The organism is Methanofollis sp. UBA420 (genome assembly GCF_002498315.1).
Taxonomy (GTDB): domain Archaea; phylum Halobacteriota; class Methanomicrobia; order Methanomicrobiales; family Methanofollaceae; genus Methanofollis.
Genome location: NZ_DAGX01000005.1, coordinates 13,953 through 32,765, shown reverse-complemented (window position 1 = coordinate 32,765; position 18,813 = coordinate 13,953). Strand labels below are relative to the sequence as shown.

General features: G+C 58.9%; 14 protein-coding genes and 1 tRNA gene. 8 read left to right on the top strand and 7 right to left on the bottom strand.

Features of this window, described 5'->3' with window-relative positions:
* Positions 1 to 35 precede the first annotated feature (35 nt).
* Positions 36 to 194: a preprotein translocase subunit Sec61beta gene (locus BP869_RS06350; protein ID WP_292409006.1), complete on the top strand. Its 159-nt coding sequence runs from the start codon at positions 36 to 38 to the stop codon at positions 192 to 194.
* Here BP869_RS06350 and BP869_RS06345 read toward each other — a convergent pair.
* A complete protein-coding gene (locus BP869_RS06345) occupies positions 191 to 946 on the bottom strand; it encodes a coenzyme F420-0:L-glutamate ligase (RefSeq protein WP_292409009.1) in 756 nt (251 codons plus the stop codon). The genes BP869_RS06350 and BP869_RS06345 overlap by 4 nt on opposite strands.
* Positions 947 to 1,071: 125 nt before the next feature.
* A complete protein-coding gene (locus tag BP869_RS06340) occupies positions 1,072 to 2,304 on the bottom strand; it encodes a glycosyltransferase (protein WP_292409017.1) in 1,233 nt (410 codons plus the stop codon).
* Positions 2,305 to 2,412: 108 nt separating this feature from the next.
* Here BP869_RS06340 and BP869_RS06335 point away from each other — a divergent pair, with 108 nt between their 5' ends.
* From BP869_RS06335 to BP869_RS06320, 4 genes are all read left to right on the top strand, one after another.
* A complete protein-coding gene (locus BP869_RS06335; protein ID WP_342677974.1) occupies positions 2,413 to 3,966 on the top strand; it encodes an FAD-dependent oxidoreductase in 1,554 nt (517 codons plus the stop codon).
* Between the two features lie 71 nt (positions 3,967 to 4,037).
* Positions 4,038 to 4,304, top strand: coding sequence for a DUF1922 domain-containing protein (locus tag BP869_RS06330; protein ID WP_292409015.1), 267 nt, complete (start codon positions 4,038 to 4,040; stop codon positions 4,302 to 4,304).
* Between the two features lie 343 nt (positions 4,305 to 4,647).
* Positions 4,648 to 4,732 (top strand) — tRNA-Leu (locus tag BP869_RS06325).
* An 853-nt stretch (positions 4,733 to 5,585) separates the two neighbouring features.
* Positions 5,586 to 7,250: an RNA-binding domain-containing protein gene (locus BP869_RS06320; protein ID WP_342677969.1), complete on the top strand. Its 1,665-nt coding sequence runs from the start codon at positions 5,586 to 5,588 to the stop codon at positions 7,248 to 7,250.
* 499 nt (positions 7,251 to 7,749) lie between these two features.
* On the opposite strand, the gene BP869_RS06315 is transcribed toward BP869_RS06320, so the two are convergent.
* Entirely contained in the window at positions 7,750 to 9,042 is a 1,293-nt protein-coding gene (locus tag BP869_RS06315) for a hypothetical protein (RefSeq protein ID WP_342677967.1), read from the bottom strand.
* A 74-nt stretch (positions 9,043 to 9,116) separates the two neighbouring features.
* On the opposite strand from BP869_RS06315, the gene BP869_RS06310 reads away from it, so the two are divergent.
* Positions 9,117 to 9,623, top strand: coding sequence for a hypothetical protein (locus BP869_RS06310; protein WP_342677965.1), 507 nt, complete (start codon positions 9,117 to 9,119; stop codon positions 9,621 to 9,623).
* Between the two features lie 192 nt (positions 9,624 to 9,815).
* Here BP869_RS06310 and BP869_RS06305 read toward each other — a convergent pair whose 3' ends face one another.
* The gene (locus BP869_RS06305) at positions 9,816 to 10,088 is read right to left on the bottom strand and encodes a hypothetical protein (RefSeq protein WP_342677963.1); all 273 of its coding nucleotides are present in this window, start codon (positions 10,086 to 10,088) and stop codon (positions 9,816 to 9,818) included.
* 382 nt (positions 10,089 to 10,470) lie between these two features.
* A complete protein-coding gene (locus BP869_RS06300; protein ID WP_342677961.1) occupies positions 10,471 to 12,564 on the bottom strand; it encodes a PAS domain S-box protein in 2,094 nt (697 codons plus the stop codon).
* An 850-nt stretch (positions 12,565 to 13,414) separates the two neighbouring features.
* Here BP869_RS06300 and BP869_RS06295 point away from each other — a divergent pair.
* On the top strand, positions 13,415 to 14,824 hold the full coding sequence (locus tag BP869_RS06295; RefSeq protein ID WP_342677959.1) for a phosphoadenosine phosphosulfate reductase family protein: 1,410 nt from the start codon (positions 13,415 to 13,417) through the stop codon (positions 14,822 to 14,824).
* Positions 14,799 to 15,407 (top strand): imidazole glycerol phosphate synthase subunit HisH, encoded by a 609-nt coding sequence (gene hisH / locus BP869_RS06290; protein WP_342677957.1) that lies wholly within the window; start codon positions 14,799 to 14,801, stop codon positions 15,405 to 15,407. The genes BP869_RS06295 and hisH overlap by 26 nt, the downstream gene beginning before the upstream one ends.
* Before the next feature lie 92 nt (positions 15,408 to 15,499).
* On the opposite strand, the gene BP869_RS06285 is transcribed toward hisH, so the two are convergent.
* Together BP869_RS06285 and BP869_RS06280 are read right to left on the bottom strand one after the other, a co-directional pair.
* The gene (locus tag BP869_RS06285) at positions 15,500 to 17,830 is read right to left on the bottom strand and encodes a PAS domain S-box protein (RefSeq protein WP_342677955.1); all 2,331 of its coding nucleotides are present in this window, start codon (positions 17,828 to 17,830) and stop codon (positions 15,500 to 15,502) included.
* Positions 17,831 to 18,108: 278 nt separating this feature from the next.
* Positions 18,109 to 18,813, bottom strand: a 705-nt coding sequence (locus BP869_RS06280; RefSeq protein WP_342677953.1) for an acyl-CoA synthetase, incomplete at its 5' end; no start/stop codon positions are given.

Here is an 18,813-nt window from a genome sequence, read left to right as displayed (position 1 = left end):
CGTGTTTTAAATATGGTAAGAGAGAATATTTCTGTATGGCGAAAAAATCTGGCGGAAGACTGGTCTCCTCTGCCGGCCTGGTCAACTACTACGACAGTGAAGATCACCGGGCAATCCATATCAGCCCGCAAGTCGTGATCATCGTAACCATCGTGACCGGGGCGGCAGTCTTTATCCTCAATGCCCTCTTCTAATCCTTTTTGTTCTTCAGGGCCGTCAGGGCCGCCCTGATGATATCCTCTTTCGGCGTGAAGTAGACGGAATCGTGCCCGTTCCAGGTCCGGCAGTTCCGGAAGACCACGGCAGGAACACCCTGGTGGCTCTCGCCCATGACGAAGTTTGCGAAGGCCGCAACCTCATCGATCGCTGCTTCTTCGGTGATCTCGAGGACATGGCCGAAGAGGTCGGTGTCGCCCCGATAATCGTTGATCGCCGTCATTCCTGACCATCCGATGGCGATGCCGGTCTGGCCGCGCCGGAACGACCGCCCGCAGGTGTCGGTGATGAGCACCCGGACGTCCTTTCCGGAGATGCGACGGATCGCGTTCCGGACCTCGCCGGCGGCCCCCATGGGGTCGGGAGGGAGGACGATGATCCGGCCGTCTTCGACGTTGCTGTGGTCGACGCCTGCCCGCACGCCGATGTGACCGGATGGGAGGGCGGAGAGGATGAACGGGTGCTCGAGCAGAATATCGGTCGACGAGTCCAGCACCGCCTGCACGAAGCGGGGGTCTTCCTTCGTCTTTGCCGCGATCCGGACGGCGTCCGCACCGGGGTTGATCTCGGCGAGGTCGCGGGTGAAGCCCTTTGCCTTTGAGTAGACCGACGAGGCGACCGCGAGGATATCTCCGTCTTCGAACCTGACCCGGTCGCAGATCAGGGCTGGCAGGTCGTCGCCGTTCTGGATCAGGGGGAGGCCCTGAACACCGATTACCTGGATTGCCATGGATCAGTGATCGTCTCCGCTTGCAGAAAAATGCTCGGGTTTTCAGCAACCGGGCGCCGCCGAATTTCACCGATTACAGTTGCGGTCGGGTGCGCGGCGCGTGATCGACCCTGTTTTTTGGAGAATCACCAGCAGGGAGACTCCACCTCCCGCGTCAGCCGGAACTCCGGATCGAACGCGCCGATCAGGTCAAGGTACTGCTCGACGGAGCGGGTGAAGAGGAAGCATTCTCGCACCCGCTCGCGCGCCGCACGTCCGAGCCGTTCCGCGAGGTCGGGGTCGCGGAGCAGCCGGACGATCCTCTCCGCAGCCTCATCGACGGAGGAGACCAGAAATCCGCTCACGCCGTCCTCTATCTGGTAGCGGATGCCGCCGACGTTGCCGCCGACCACCGCCGCACCCTTCCACATCGCCTCCGATACCGTCAGCCCGAACCCCTCCCGGAGGGACTTCTGCAGGACGACCGCCGCCCGGCGCTGGAGCGCATTCACGAGCGCCCCGTCCTGGACGCTCAGCACGATGATCCGCTCGCCCCGGTGGGAGAGGAGCGACCGGTAGACGTCCGCGCCCTCCGGGTCGTCGGTCGCCACGTTCCCGACGAGGACCAGGGTGCACTCCTCCTCCTTCCTGGCCTTCTGGAAAGCCCGGACGACCCCCTCGGGGTCCTTCCAGTGGTCGAACCGCGAGACCTGAACGACCAGGGGGAGGTCGGTCGGAATATGGTAGTGTGCAAGGCGCTCGTCGATGGCGCTCTCGGAGAGTTCCCGGTTCACGATGGAGAAGGGATCGACACCTGGCGTGAAGAAGACCTGCGGTGTTCGGAGGTTCTGCCGGTAATCCCTGTTTGAGAAGATGACGGCGTCGTACTTCTCGATGAACGGGAGAAGGTAGTTCCAGACCGCCGGGTCAGGAGTGGTGAGATCGACATGGCAATGCCAGATCCAGGGGCATTTCTTCCGGTAATGGGTGATCAACGGGAGCGGCTGCGGGTCGTGAATGATGATCACGTCGTGGTCGAGGTGGTTCCGTATCGCATTCTCGTGAACGACATCTTCATAGATCTCCTTCTTGCGGTCGGTCAGGTTGATTTCGGTACCCTGGAGGGCGTTATGGAACTTCTTTGTCACGCTGAAGAAGTCCGGCGGGCCGTGGACGACGCGCCACCCGGTCTCTATGCCGAGACTGTTCATCAGGAGCGTCAGAGACGACAGGACCTGGGAGACGCCGCCGCCGTAGTAGGTGGAGTTCATGTGCATGACGTGGAGGTCCCGGAGCGGCCGGGCCTTCGCCTCAATGCGGCGTACGGTCTCTTTTCCTACGTACGGTTCATAATCCCTGATCCCGTGAATATCCCCCATCCCGATCACCTCTGCATCCCCGCGATCACACTTATGCGTAACGGCGTGCCTTCGCACAACCGTTATATGGGTGCGCGGTCTTCCCGTCAGGCGGAGGTACGGGGGGGTATGGAAGCATCACCGGACCGGAGCACCGATCTGCCGGGGACGGCGGAGTCGTACTGGATAGATTCCTCGCCGGAGACGGGGTTTCCGCCGCTTGACGGGGACGGACACGCGGACGTTGCGGTGATCGGAGGCGGAATCGCGGGGATCACCACGGCCTTTCTGCTGAAACGCGCGGGACTGACCGTCGCCCTCATCGACGCCTACCGGATCGTCACGGGCGCCACCGGGTATACGACGGCGAAGATCACCTCCCTTCACCGGCTGATTTACCGGGACCTCATCGATCGGTTCGGCGAAGCAGGGGCCCGGCAGTACGCCGCTGCAAACCGGGCGGCAATCGAGATGATCGCCTCACTCGTCCGGGAATACAGCATCCCGTGCAGTTTCGAGCGAAAACCTGCCTACACCTACGCTGAGTCGGAAGAGACCCGCGAGTCTGTTGCGGCCGAGGCCGACGCGGCACGAAGCCTCGGGCTCCCGGCGGCGTTCGTGGACGACGTGCCGCTGCCGATGGAGACCTACGGGGCCGTCGCTCTGGAGGACCAGGCGCAGTTCCACCCCCGTAACTACCTGCTGCTGCTCGCCGGACACCTCCCGGGGGAGGGGAGTTACGTCTTTGAGACGACAAGGGCCCTGGACCTCGAGGAGCGGCCGGACGGCGTCGCGGTGAGGACCGACCGGGGAACGCTCTCTTCCGACTACGCCGTTCTCGCCACGCAGTATCCCTTCTACGACTGTCCCGGCGCATATTTCGCCCGGATGCGGCCGTCTACCTCCTACGCCCTCGGCATCCGGACCGGCGAACCGTTTCCGGACGGCGTCTTCATCAACGCCGGAGGGCCCGTTCACTCCTGGCGGTCGCATCCCGCAGATGCCGGCGAACTGGTCATCGTCACCGGCGCGGAGCACGGCACCGGGCAGGCGGCCGACACGAAAGCGCACTACCGCGGCCTCGAAGCGTATGCACGTTCGGTCTATCCGGACGGAGTCGTCGACTACCGCTGGTCGGCGCAGGACTACGTCACGGCCGATCGCGTCCCCTACATCGGCCCGCTCGCCTCCGGGCACGACCGCGTCTTCGTCGCCACGGGGTTCGGGAAGTGGGGGATGACCAACGGCACCGCGGCAGGGATGATCCTCACGGACCTGGTCCGGGGCCGCACGAATCCCTGGGCGGAGGTCTTCGATCCTGCACGGTTCGGGGGGCAGCCGGAGTATCCCGACGGGGTACGGAAGAAACCCGCGGTCGTCAAGGGACCGGTCGAGATCGACGCCGGCCGGCTCGACCGAGAAGCCGCGGCGATACCGCCCCGGGAAGGGAGGGTCGTCGAGATCGACGGGCGGAAGGTTGCGGTCTTTCGGGACGGGCGCGGGGGAGTCGTTGCGCTGGACCCGGCCTGCATGCACATGGGCTGCACCGTCGCCTGGAACAACGCCGAAGAGACCTGGGACTGTCCCTGCCACGGTTCGCGCTACGATACCTTCGGGAAGGTGATCCACGGGCCGGCTGTCAGGAACCTTGTGCCGCGAAGGAGGCGGAACCCTCGCCCATAGAGCGCTCCAAACCCCGGAAGAAGATAAGATAGATAACTATTTATCCGGCCGACCGCCTACTCCCAGTAGGTATGTATCTCGTCATCCGCTGCCCGGGCTGCAAGACCTTCACCTATGTGGACCGCTATCAGCGCTGGAGGCTCTGTCCGATGTGCGGGGAGGCGATCAACGTCGGACGTGCGCCGGTCTACCTGGAGACCGACGACTTCCTGGACGCAGAACAGGTGGTGGAACAACTGGAGTCGTACCTTCACCGGACCGGAAAAGAAGACCTCACCGAACAGGACCTTCAAAGGTTACGGGCCCGGTATGCCGAGTGGGTGAAAAATCGGGTCTGACTTACCAGAGACGCCCGCAACCGGGACAGAGGAGGCTCACTCGCCTTCCGCAATGCGGACAGAACAGACCACCCGTACGTTCGTCGCAGGATAGGGGTCTCCCGCACCGTTTACAATAGATCGGGGCCTCAAACCCACACTCGTGCCTGACCATCAGTTCAGGTATGTGCAGTCCTTCGCAAAAAGATTTCCTTTCCCTCTGTTTGCCGGATCCCGGGTAAACCGGAAAAATGTTCGCCTCCCGTGCAGAACTGGCCCGCCAGAACCGCCCCGCCTCTTCCGGTGTGCGGGGTGCGGCCTCCAAGGAGCAAGTATAATTCTCCCGGCACCGATATATATCCACGCGGGGGTTGCCGAGCTAGGTCAAAGGCGCTGGATTTAGGGTCCAGTCTCGCAGGAGTTCAAGGGTTCGAATCCCTTCCCCCGCATCCTAACTTCAGGTTCGATTCTCCTCTTCTTGCATTTTCGTTCGATAGAGCACGCCCGTGAGAGTCAAGTGTGCTATACATCTTGAGCTTCCTATTTGGGATGCTCGGCAACATGTGGGTTACTGCTTATTTTATTGGGCGGCACCCACGGAGACAATTAATCGGGATATTCTCTAGTGCGGTTTTCACCCGGATGCGATCGTCTGCCCCGCATCCTTACCAATTTTTCCATGAAATTCCTCCTCGTTAGGGCAATGAAAGACTCCCTAGCCCTCTGCTTCATCGCGCGACGGGGACGGTTGTCCTCTGGGGAGCCTCACCGGTCCCACCTGCAGGAGTGCGTGCTCCACATCGTGCTGCGGCACCATGCTCCGTGCGGGAGGCGTTTGTCACATCGGGGGAGCGATTCGGGTCGCTGGTTGCATCTCCCCCATCCACGATCTATCGCCTTGCACCGCCAGGCCCTCCTGAGGGGGCGGGAGGAGGCGCGAAGCGTCCGGGCGGTGGGGGTCGTTTGAGGGGTGGCCTTGCGCCATTCCTCCGTGCGCCATTCCTCCGTGCGCCATTCCTCCGTGCGCCATTCCTCCGTGCGCCATTCCTCCGTGCGAGGAGCACAATGCGGAGTATGGCGCGACGAGCACTCCCCGGCAGACGATGACCGGCGAGGTTCGAACCGGTCATGGTCGTCAGAGGTCCCGGACAGGAGGAGAAGAACGGGTATAGTACCAGGGACGGAGGGAATGTAGTCTGCCGGTGGAGGATGCGGCGCTGCCGAAGAAATAAGGATAGCCCTACAGAAGAAGAGTTGCGTGCAGCGAAACTATCCTAATGTGAGAGGGGGATATCTACTGTAATGCTTTCCCGGTTACAGGAATTCCTGCTGCTTCCGGCTGAAACGGAATGGATTGAGTTCAAGGAAGCAAAAAGTAATCTTGATTTTGACGACATCGGCAGATATTTCTCTGCGCTAAGCAATGAAGCCAGCCTGAATGGAGAAGCTGCCGGGTGGCTCATCTTTGGTGTTACCGATAAACCTCCTAGAAAGATTGTTGGGTCAAACTATTGTCTCATGCCGCCCGGACTCGAACATCTCAAGCAGAAGATCGGGCAGCAGACGAATCATCAGATGACGTTTCATGCAATTCACGAGATCGCCGTCAATGGGATGCGGGTGATCATGTTCGAAATCCCACCTGCTCTTCGCGGAGTTCCGACTACATGGAGGCGCGTTGCATATGGTCGCACTCATGATTCGCTTGAGCCTTTGGGGCTTCATGAGATCGATCGAATACGTGCACCGCTACCTGACTGGTCTGCCGAGATCTGTGACGGCGCTACAATCGCCGATCTCGATCCGGAAGCAATCGCGTTTGCACGTGCTAAATCTAAGAAAAAGCATCAGGATCTCGCAGAAGAGATTGATGAATGGGATGACGCGACCTTTCTGAATAAAGCAAAGGTTTGCAGAGACGGCAAGATAACGAAGACCGCAATCCTTCTCCTTGGAAAGGGCGAAGCGGGACACTACCTCTTACCTGCCATTGCACGCATCACCTGGGTTTTGCGGAACGATGCAGAAATTGAGATCGATTATGCCCATTTCGATCAGCCATTGATTCTTGCAGTCGATAAAGTGTTTGAAAAGATCCGAAATCTCACTATTCGCCATATTTCTGAGGAGACGCTCTTTCCCACGGAAGTTTCACAGTATGACCGGTGGGTGGTCCGCGAAGCGTTGCACAACTGCATCGCACACCAGGACTACCAGCAATCTGCTCGCATCACGGTAACCGAAAGGCCTGATTCTCTGATGTTTACGAATCGCGGTGATTTTATTCCGGGAACCGTCCGGACTGTAATTGAGCGTGATATGCCCCCTGATTGGTATCGAAATCCTTTCCTTGCAAATGCAATGGTCGAATTGAATATGATTGATACGATAGGCAGCGGGATCAAGCGCATGTTTTCGAAACAACGAGATCGTTATTTCCCGATGCCGGACTATGATCTCAGCGAAGAAAGGGTTGTGCGAGTTACCATTCTCGGACGGGTGATCGATGAGAAGTATACCCGGATGTTGATCCGACGAAAAGATCTGACGCTGATGGATGTTATAACTCTCGATAAGGTGCAGAAAGGGATATCGATCACTCCGGAAGAGCGTAGAATTCTCCGAAAGAAGCAACTCATCGAGGGTCGGTCTCCGAATCTTCGTGTCTCAGTGGGTGTCGCTGCCGAGACAGATATGCGAGCCGATTATATCCGGAAGCGGTCACTTGATAAAGCGCATTTCAAGGGGCTGGTAATGGCATATCTGAAAACATATCGCGAAGCGAAGAGGTCGGATATTGAGGACCTTTTGTTTAACAAAGTTTCAGATGCATTAAACGATGAACAGAAGTACCACTTTATCCGGGATCTGCTTCAAGAGATGCGAAAAGAAGGGACGATACGAGCTGTCGGGAGAACAAAGGCTGCTACATGGGTTCTCGCATCCGACAAGCCGCATAAATCATGACCGGCAATCTGATTGGAGATGATTGTAGAAATGAACTCAATTAAATCTTGTCGGATGTGGAATACGACTAAGGAAAAACAGTTTTTTGAACCTGCTCCCTGAAATGGTTTGTAGTGATTTGTAGTAGTTTGCAGCAATTTGTTGAGAGTCCTCACCTGCGATCTCTCTTCCCTTTTCACAGATATCAGCGCAATTCTTCATTTCTTGTGTCGTCCGGTCTCGAGGCGGGCTCAGTTTCCGTATCCGGCCCATCTTCAAGCAGCTACAGAAGCTCGACTCCCTGCGGCTGGACGACCTGATCCGGGTGCAGGCCGGCGGGAGAATGAGCGAGGTTGTGCTGCGGTATGAGCCGGAGATAGTGGTGCAGATTGCGGGTGAGTGGGGTAGAGCCCATTCTTTTTGGCATAGGGCAGGCCGATGGAAGGTCCAATCCGACGCTTTTGCTAGCGAAACATTTTGAATGCCCGGTTTCAGGCTCTCATTTGAACCCCTTTGAAGCCTAGAGGATCTTTATGGCTCCCGCTTTTCTCACAGCATATCCTGCGAATATCAGTGATTCAAGAGAAACCATGAACTCCTCTGGATGAAGCGTAGTTCTGGTAACTGCTTCGTCGAGCGGAATCCAGAACTCGAGTCCATAGATGTCGTGGAGTTCCACGTACAGCTTCCGTGCGGTGTCGAGCAGATCGTATCGCTTTGCGACTTTGAGTGGAGAGGAGTAGATTTTGTTCGCTTTCCAGTGCATATCCAGCCAGAGTTCTACGACATCTTTAACATCGGATTGGGTTGTTTTCGAGGCTCGTTGAAGTCGGGCAAGCGAGGAGGTCAACTTGGGGATTGCATCGCCCAGATTTTGTTTGTAGGGGGAGTATCCAGTTCGCTTGTACTCTTCCCGTATGGTATGCACTGCGTCGATTATCGTCTTCTCAACGGAGTTCATCGGGTCTGGTTTGATGATAAGAGCATCGAGAATATATGAGGTGATAATCGGTCGTTCTTCATTTATGAGTTCTCTGCAATCCTTCGATAGTTGGTTAAGTGATGCTTCCTCCATAACAAGTGGAATATCCATGATGTATTCATCTGGCCGGTAGATCGCCCGGTTTGCCTCCTCGCACCCTCTTTTGACCGTACACTTCTCCTGGTCGGATATATAGTAGTAATACCGCGAGCCGGGACGGAAGAAGTCCTGAGGAATGACCTTCATAGACCCTTTGAAGGTATTCCACTGTGTCTTTTTCCCGAGGATTGCGGCGTTGATCCCTCCCACCTCATCGGCGATCGGAGGAGAAGAAAGCGAGTAGAGAGCGGAACATTTTGCAATCTGTTCGATTGTCTCCTCCTCGCCCCGGAACGGCAGGGTGAAGTAATACACGATCTCTTCGTAGTCCATAATTTTTCTGCGCTCCGCAAGCGGGCTCGGATCGAAAGGTTTCCAGCCGCAGATGGTTTTCACGGTGATGCGGTCCTGTGACCCATTGGGCATAAATTCTCGTTCGGATTCGATCTCGACCTCGACGAAGGTATGTTCTGCCGGCGGGTCGCATGATTCAGCGCAGAAAATCTCTCTCTTTGGGCTGTTCAAGAACGGTGACGGGTGGAGGTAGAAGTATTTCCCGTCTTTTGTATCATACTCAACGAAGCCGGTGTTTTCCCTATGAAAAATGAGTTCCTTTTCTAGAACAGAGAGTTCCGATCCCGGCCACCGGTCGTAGAGAATCCTCTCCCGGGCACTCAGGCAATCTACTGTTGCGAAACTACCCGGTTGTCCGTGGTGCAGATAGGCACCCATGCAAGCGCTTACTGGCCTCTGTTGGACCTGATTTGTTCTTTTACCTCGTCGATTGTAAAAGGCTCTCTCTTACTATGGCACTTTATATTGATCTTTTGGTGGAAATCACTGGGTGCGTAACTCCTATTTCAGATGACCCCTGCTACGAGCCCGTCTACATCTCCTCGCACGGTGACGTGCAACAGCAAGACGAGGTGTGCCTCAAACTCCCACGGGCGCGGGTCTGCCCCGAGGAGTCGCCGGAAGACTGCTTCGAGAGTGCGGAGCTCGTGGCGCTCTCAGCCTGCTCACTTGGAAAGGCAGCGTTTGTCGACCCCGTTTATGGAACAGACCGGCGCACGGATGGTTGTCGGCCCAAAGAGGTAGAATTTATCGACAGCGCGATCTTCTTCCTGAACCTTTTTTTACCTGATGCACCGGCAGTAACTGCTGTGGACTATACATCGATTGCTCCGGAGGTATCGGAGAAGACCCGGTACCGCGATCTTCTCGATCTTGTCCATCGCGGCTTGCTGGAAGCAGTCGGTGCAAAAAAGGGCAGAAAGTACGTTTTAGCTCGATCACGCCCCAGGAAAGCCTGATGTGTCGAGAGTATACTCTGTGAGATATCGGACATTTCTCGGACATTTATCAGACATATCGGACATCTTCTGTTTTTGGGTGTCCGATATCGAACATTGAGGGGCTTCTCCGTTTCGTGGGGAAGTGAAACACCACGAGATCCCCTCAGCCTTGCGATACCCGAACTCCTTCCCCTTTGAGGAAGTCGCCGCTCAAAGACCTTCGGTCTTCTCGAACTCCGGTTCTGCGAACCGTCGTTCACCGCATCCCTCCCGGCACCTGCCGGAAATAACACCCCCGCAGGTCTTTGCCTGCGCCTCGCGTGAGCGGTAAGCCGCTTTTACGGCATCGCACCTATCGGTGCCGGTCATCCTGTAGTCCTTCGGGATGGGATCGAGGCTGGGGCAGGCACGGCTCTTCCCTTTGCCGGAATGGAGACGTGCAGCCTCTTCGTATTCGCCACCGACCGTGAGGCGCCGGTCCATCAACAGACGGTCTGACCGTTTAATTTCCGTGGTTTCTCGTCTTGCTTCCGTAACGATTACAAGAGCCTCCGGGCTCCGGCGCACCCCTCGTCCCGTCCGTCATAATTCTCTCCTCTCCGTCGGACCACCCGGCCCGGGTGATGATTGCTGCGCAACCAGGGTCCGGTATGTGCCGTCCTTCCCGCCGGGGTGGGTCTGTGTGACCGGGAGCAGGCCGGATCGACGGCGGCCTCTATCTCGTCGGGAGTCTGGAGATCGGCGCCCGTGATTTTGACGGTGATCCGGGCGTTACCCGGAAAACGGCGACGGTCCGGGAGTCCATGTGCTTCTCGGGTGTGGCACCGGGTTATTACCGACGGAGGAGGGAGGGCTGTTTCTCCCTTCATGCCAGTTCATGCTTCCGGAGGAATTCCCGGACCTGCCTCGACTCGATCCAGCCCTGATCGAGCTGCCGGACATACCCGTTGATTCGCTCGACCTGCTCGCTGATCCGATCGGTAGCCGCCCCTTCATCGAGCAGTTCGGTCATGCCGAGGATCACCTGGAGGGGCTGGCGGATGTGGTCGCCGAGGACGGCGAACTGCTCGATGTTCCGCTCGATCTGCTCGAACGCTCGCTGCCGGAGTTGCTCGTTCTGTTTCCGCTCGGAGATATCCCTGCCGACCCCATGAACTCCGATCACCGACCGTTCGCGGACAATCGGGGATTCGCTCAGTTCGAGAAATACCGCCGACCCGTCCTTGCGGCGGAACTCTACCTCGAGCCCTTCGACCGGTTTTCCCGCGGCTATCCTCTCGCGCCCCTCGTCCCACAGAGGGAGCGATGAGGGGACGATGTAATCGCGGCACCTGGCGCCGATGAGTTCATCCGGCGTATAGCCGAGGATCCGTATCACCGCCGGGGAGATGTAGGCGATCCCCCCGTTACTATAGCAGGTGTAGATCATATCGAAACTTTGCTGCGTGATCTCCCGGAACTGCGATTCGCTCCGCTGGAGGCTCTCCGTTGCCTGTATGCGTTCGATTGCTCTCCCGAGGCGGCGGGCGACGGTGTCGAGCAGCGACCGCTCCTCACGGAGGAACGGGCCTTCGTCTTTCTCCGGCTGTTCATGGAGGAGGCAGACCTCCACCCTGCCGACCGTCTCCCCGTGGACGACAACCGGAGACGCCTGCCGCCAGGGCGTCTCGCGAAAACGTTCCGTCTCAAACCTGCGTCCGTACACCATGATCCCGGCAACGGTATCCTCCGGGTACTGCCATCCGGAAGGGAGCACCCGGGCAACCCTGGAGAAGATCTCATCGAGCGAATCCCCCGACTGCTCGATGATGCGGGATACTTCGTGAAGGACGGAAAGTTCTTTCACCCGTTCATTCAGGTCATGCGCCAGTTTCCTCAATGCATCAGTCGCCTGCCGTTTCCCGGTGGTATCCCTTGCAATGACCACAACCCGGGTAACGGCGCCGCTTACGTCCCGGATCGGGTAGAATACGGCGTCATACACTCGCCCCTCCCATGCATCCTCAAACCGTTCTGGCCTCCCCGACCCGGCGACCCCGTGCAGGCGTGCGAGGTGCATCCCCGCCACATCCGGCGGAAAAAGTCCGGAAAGATTCTTACCGACGAAGCCCTCCCGGAAGAGCGCAAGTCGCCGGGTCGTCGCCTCGTTGGCGCCGATAACCCGACCGTCAAGGTCGAGGAGGACGATCATCTCCTCCGGGGCGCGGGCAGCGGCATCGTCCTCCGGGACCTCCTTTCCGGTGCGCTTCCGGTCGGTGATATCGTAAAGTTGCTCGACAATGAACGTCACCTCACCCTCCGGACCGAGGACCGGGCTTGATCGACACTCCAGGTAACGCCCGATTTCGGGCGCAAACATCCCGACAACCTCGCGCCTGCCGCTCGCGAGCGCACGGTTCGCCGCGCAGACCGTGCAGGGTCCGATCCGCCCGATAAGTTCATAGCACTTCCGCCCCGTCGCTCCTGCCGGCGCCATCCCGGGCGTCTCGCGGCCGGGACGGGTGCCGTGCAGGACCGTGCGGTTCGGCTGCTCTCTGCCGACGATATCGCCGGGGCTCACAAACAGCGTGTTCACCCCCTCCAGGCGGTGACGGGTCCGTCCCTCTCCGGCGGCGTCCTGTCGGGCGATGGAAGAGGCAAATACGGCGATGTGTATATCCCCATACCCGCGGTCACGAATAACAAATCGTCGGGACTCCAAAACCTCCTCCCGGAGTTCCTCCGGCCGAACCGGTTCGTCGTCGGCATCGTAGACGAGCCCCCGCCTGCCGCGGGCGGTGAGGAGGGCATCACGCTCTGCCTCGGCACGAACAGCACGGGTGGCAAGCTCCCTATTTTCAGTAAACAAAGCCTCGATGCCGTTTTTCAGTCTCTCCCGCACCCGGGGATCGAGGGCAGGAGCGCCATCCTGCAACAGATCGAGAAGGTCCGTCGGCGATTTGTCGTGCAGGTTATCCATGTATCGCTCCAGGTTCCCGATGTTTTCAGGTGTGCACATTCAGTCGTTTGCTCCTTTGCGCTCATTCGGTCTCATCTCTACGGACCACAGGGAAAGAACGGCGATCCGACGTTCGGGCTGATTGCAGGGACGCCTCTGGCGAGCTTGCCTGCTAACCGGCGCATCACCGGCGGTTTTGCAGGCGTTGGTACGGGACATTGAAATGCCGCTCATCTGAACAGATGAAATTACTACTTGTATAATTTTTATTGGATAAAATTGATCGTTACCGAATCGATACCCCGGGACCGGATAAGCCACTGGCTTTTACCGTCGGGATGCAATCGCAGGCGGAAAGAGGAACGCCGGTCTGGCTGCCACGGAGATGATAACCTCCAGGAAAGCCAGCAGAACGGGAGAAGAGTGTATCGACCGAGAGGAAAAAGGGAATGATTGAAGGCAAGGGACTTAGTTCTTCTTAGCCTTGTCCTGAACCTTCTCTGCCTTCTTGTCCTGCTTCTTATCCTTTGCCATGAATGACACACCTCCTTCCCGAGGAGGGATATTATCTGTTATATCCCGTTCCAGATATATATTTTATGCTCGAACCGTTATTTTTCCCTCGAAATATAGTGAAACTACGCGCATTTAGCCGCCGCCGGTCCGCCGGGGGGTCGGGGGTCGCATCCGAGAGCCGCTGTCAGGAGAGATCGGAAGAGTCAGATGCCGACATGGGGCACCTCCCCCCGCCTCTGTACCTCAGGCACGCTCTCGTCCTCTCCGGACGAAACGCTCATTTCACGGCAGATAGTGCAGGAAAGATCCGGAATACGCCAAGACTTTTATCCGTTCCTTTCCAACGGATATAAGAATGCCCCGCCTTTATCTCGGTAAAATTCTGCTCCACTGGTGCGATTCCTGCCACGCTCCGGTGCTCTCCCCGACCTGCGCCTGCGGCGCCCCGGCCCGGCCGGTAGCCGTCACGCCGCCGGGAGACGCGCGCCCCGCGTTCCCCGACGACGTCGATCGGATCAACCGTATATTCTGCGAGCACTTCGGGGCGCCGCTGATACCGGAAGGCCACATCGCACTCCTGAACAAAGTCCCCGCCGAGGACCGCATGGACGAGATCGTCCTCGGAGGCGCCGTTGTGGGCATAGTTCGCTACCTCCCAGAAGAGCGGCTCTGGGAACCGCTCCCGCGTCCGGCCGCCGCGGCTTACCTCCGGCCGACAAAGCGCTACGTCGTCGTCGACGACGGCGCGATTCCGTCCATCCGCGATGAGGGAGCAAGCGTCCTTGCACCGGGGCTCATCTCGATCGACCCTGCCGTTGCCGAAGGTGACGAAGTCTTCATCTTGACGAAAACCGGCGATTGCATCGGCGTCGGCAGGGCGAAAGTCGACGCCGCCGCCGCCGCGACGATGGAGCGGGGTCTTGTCGTCCGGACACGAAAGAACACGCCGTCGGTCTCTGTCCCGGGCAGGGCGACATGGGAGGACGCCGTCAGGGCCAACGAGAAGGTACTCGCGGCGGCCGAGGCCGCGAGCATCCGGTTCGTACGGGAGGTCGCCGAACGGAACCGGAGACAGCCCACGATCTCCTACTCCGGCGGAAAAGACAGCCTTGCAACCCTCCTTATCGTCTTAAAAGCACTCGGCCCGGTGCCGCTCCTCTTTGCCGACACGGGGCTTGAGTTCCCCGAGACCTGCGAGAACGTGGATGCGGTGGCGAAACGCTACAACCTCGAGGTTCTTCGGGTCTGCGATGAAGAGACGTTCTGGAAGGAGTTCGACGTGAACGGTCCGCCTGCCGTCGACAACCGCTGGTGTTGCAAAGTCTGCAAACTCCACCCCGTCGGCCGCCTGGTGAGCGAGCACTGGGGCGAGTGCCTCTCGTTCATCGGTCAGCGGAAGTACGAGTCGGTGAAGCGTATGCAGAGCAGGCGGGTCTGGCAGAACGCCCATGTGCCCCAGCAGCTCTCCGCTGCACCCATCCAGCAGTGGACGGCGATGCACGTCTGGCTCTACATCTTCCGCGAGAAGGCCCCCTACAACCGTCTCTACGAGCGGGGGCTCGACCGCATCGGGTGTTTCATGTGCCCCTCAAGCGACCTTGCGACCATCGAGATCATCAAAGACTCCTGTCCCGACCTCTGGAAGATGTGGCTTGAAAAACTCGGGGGCTGGCAGGAGAAACAAGGGCTGCCCCGGAGCTGGATCGAGCAGGGGTTGTGGCGCAGACGGGGAGATGCAGATGAAGAAGCGGATAGTTATAATTGATTACGGACTCGGCAACCTCCGGAGCGTCCTCCGGGGCCTTGAGAGGGCCGGAGCGGCGCCGGCAATCACCGCGGACCCCGGGGTGATCGCGGCGGCCGACGGCATCGTCCTCCCCGGCGTAGGGGCGTTCCGGGAAGGGATGGAGATGCTCGGCGGCTTGAAGGAGACCGTCCTTTCCGCCGCGAACGATACCCCGCTTCTCGGCATCTGCCTCGGGATGCAGATGCTCATGGACCGGAGCGAAGAGCACGGCACCCATCCGGGGCTCGGCCTCGTGCCGGGGGACGTAAAGCGGTTTCTCCCGGCCGCCGGGGAGAAGGTCCCCCACATGGGGTGGAACACCATCCACATCGATCACGAGACCCCGCTCTTCGACGGGCTCCGCGAGGAGGAGTATGTCTACTTCGTCCACTCCTACTATGCGGCGGCCGCACCGGAGCATACCCTCGCGAGCACCACCTACATCCACCCCTTCGCTTCCGCCGTCGGGAACGGGCTCACCTACGGGGTCCAGTTCCACCCTGAAAAGAGCGGGGCGGTCGGTCTCCGCATCCTTGAGAACTTCATCGACCTGGTCTGCTGATCAAAGAGAAGGACCGGTGCAGAGGAGAAGCCCGCCCGGCGTAGCTATCATCTTCTCTATCGCTGAGGGGCAACAGAGTCGTCTTTCGTCCATCACGCGCGGATATCCGGAACCCCCGTCTCCTCTTCGGACGATCCTGCTGGAGGGGAGGAAATCCCGGCTTTTGCTCGACCAAAGACAATCCTGACGGCAACACCCTTCCCCGATCTCCCCGGTATCCGCTCCTCGATCTGGATCTCCCCGCCGTATGAAGCAACCAGATCCCTGACGATACACAGTCCGTGTCCATGAACTTCTGAAGAGAGCATTCTCCTCATCTCCTCGGGAATCCCCGGTCCGGTATCCTCGACACGGACCTCCACCCGGTCCTTCTCCTCCCTCACCCCGATCCGGATGGAGACCTCCCTCCCTCCATGCTTTACGCTGTTGTCAAGAAGGTTCCAGAACACCTCCCCGATGAGTTCGTCGGCAAGTATGACGCTCTCGCATCCGGCATAGTCTATCCTGATCCCGGGGAAGTTCGAGATCTCGTGTTGAAGCACGGTATCAAGGGAGACTGCCCGGAGCGGGGCGGTGTCTCTCCGGGTCTTGCGGATCTTTTTTAACGTATCGAGGTTCCTGATCACGTCGTAACTCTTCCTGATTGCCAAAGTCGTTTTCCCCGCTATCTTCCCGGCCTCTCCCTCCAGCATCCCGTCGAGGATGTCGGCGTACCCGCGCGCGGCAAAGATCGCATTGGTGAGGTCATGAGCGATGATGTCGAGGTGGAGGGCAGCGGAACGCCTCGCCTCTTCTGCCGCCTCGACCCGAAGCATCCGGGATAGAAGCGCACCGATCAATTCTGCAGAGACTTCAAGAGCGGCACGCTCCCCGTATGTCGGGGAGTCGGGTTTCCGCACGGAGAGACAGAGGATGCCCAGAACCCTCTCCGGGTCGGCGACGGGAACGAGAAGAACGGGGTTCCCCGCCCCGTCTCTCCGGCCTTCCGTGACCGGCATGGTGTGCGATCCCGCAAAATCCCGGAACGATGAGAGAATCTCGCCAAAAGGGCCTGGATCTTTTCTTTCGACGATATTGAACGCGCCGTCTCCGTCGTAGAGCGCGAGACAACTCTCTTCGATCTCTAAAAGATCCCGCACAACATCGAGTGCGGATTCCAGGAATTCTTCGGCTGAGGCGGCTGCCGTCGACGCAGAAATAATTCTCGGTACCAGTTCAGCGACCGACGGGCTCATGCGGCGGCAGATCCCGCCGCTCTCCGGACCGGGCATGGGCTCGTGGAGTTCGGCAAAGACACCCCTGGCCTCCCCATCTTCGCCCCGGTAGACCGTGCCGTAGAGAAGAACCGGCTGTATGCCTCCATCGCTCCGCCTGACGGTAAGTGCCTGTTCCCGGATCGTGCCATCAGCAACGACCTCTCGGTATGCAGACTCCGCACACCCGGGTTCGGTGAAGAGAGTGCAGAACTCGGTACCGATCAAGGCATCCCGCGTCCGGCCGGTCAACGCCTCGGTCGCCGCGTTGACGTCGCTGATCCGCCGATCGGAACCGATGGTCACCAGCGGATCGATATGCGCCTCGATCAGGGTACGTCGGTATTCCCCGGCTGACCGGAGGGCTTTCTCTGTCTGCTTCTGCGTCGTGATATCTCTGATCGACTCGATGGCGCCGGCAACGGTCCCGTTTTTGTCGTACAGAGAGGTCGCCTTGACCCAGAGAACGACTCTCTCCCCATTCAACGATGCCTCCGCTGTCTCTGCGATGATCAGATCTCGGTCCCGTTGATTGAGCAGGTAGGACGGAGGAACCTTCTTTCCCGGATGAAGAAGGTAGTCGACGAGCAGTGGCCTGGGGGCTCCGTAAAAGGGAAGTGCATAGGCGTGATCGCCGGTCCCGGAGATGTCGTCTGCCGCTATGCCGGTCATACTCTCCATCGCCCTGTTCCAGGCGATGACCCTGCCCGAACAATCAACGGCAAAGGTCGCATCGGGGAGATGACAGAAGATATCGGAGATCCGGCGTTCGGATTCACGAATGTCCTGTTCGAACCGGTGTTTCTCCACGGCGCGCCGGATCGCGTTTCTCAGTTCTGCGAACTGCGACCGGACCTCGCCGCCTTTCTGGATGTAAAAGTCGGCTCCTTTATTGAGCGCCTCGATCACCACTTCCTCTCTCCCCCGGCCGGTAAAGATGACGAAGGGGATCGTAATGTTGGCGCTTCTCAGTCTGGAGAGCAGGTCTATCCCGTTCATACCGGGCATCTCGTAATCGGAGATGATGGCATCGAATTTCTCGATCTCGAGCAGCCCGAGTGCCTCCTCTGCAGACCTGCAGGAGGTGATCTTCATATCTCCGGTACGTTCGAGATAGAATTGAGTCAGTTCAAGGATGACCGGTTCGTCGTCAACGTGGAGGATACGCATCAAAGCCGTTCTCCTCCTATAAAATGCAGCCCGTAGTTGATTCTAAGTCTTGATATTGTCTTATTCTGCAAAATCATACTAATTTATCTGTTTTTTGGTTGAGATATCGCTAATCCGAAGATCTTTCGGAATATTTTGAAAGATATAAACCTTCGCCGAAGATCGTGCCTCTCCCTCCATCGGCAGTCCGGTGCGCTCCGGAAGGGTTGAGAAACGGGGTTTCGGGAGCATTCCCCTCCCGCCGGGATGCCCGGGTCGTAAACAATCGAACGGGCCGGTCAGTTTCCGTTCGCGTGCTTCCGCAGTTCCCGGTCCCGCAGGATGTTTCGCTGGATCTTTCCCGAGATGGTCTTCGGGAGTTCCGGGACAAACTCGATTGCTCGCGGGTACTTGTAGGGGGCGGTGGTGTTCCGGACATAGGCCTGGAGTTCCTTGACCAGCGACTCGGACGGCTGGTAACCGGGCTTCAGAACGACGAACGCCTTGACGATCATGCCCCTGATGAGGTCCGGCGACCCGACGACCGCCGACTCCTGAACGGCCGGGTGCTCCATGAGCGCGCTCTCGACCTCGAAGGGTCCGATCCGGTAGCCGGAAGACTTGATGACGTCGTCGTTGCGCCCGATGAACCAGAAGTAGCCGTCTTCGTCCATGCGTGCCTTGTCGCCGGTGTAGTAGAACCCGTTCTGGAACGACTCCCGGTTCGCTTCGGGGTTATCCAGGTACTCCATGAAGAGCCCGACCGGGCGGGGGTCGAGTTTGACGGCAATCCGTCCCTCTTCCCCGACCCCGACCGGGTTCCCGTCGTCGTCGTGGAGCTCGATGTGCCATCCCGGTACGGGCTTTCCCATGGAGCCGGGCTTATGCGCCATGCAGGGGAGCGTGGCGATGCAGCAGACGGTCTCCGTCTGGCCGTATCCCTCGTAGATCGGCTGTCCGGTGCCCTCCTGCCAGACGCGGATCACCTCGGGGTTGAGCGGCTC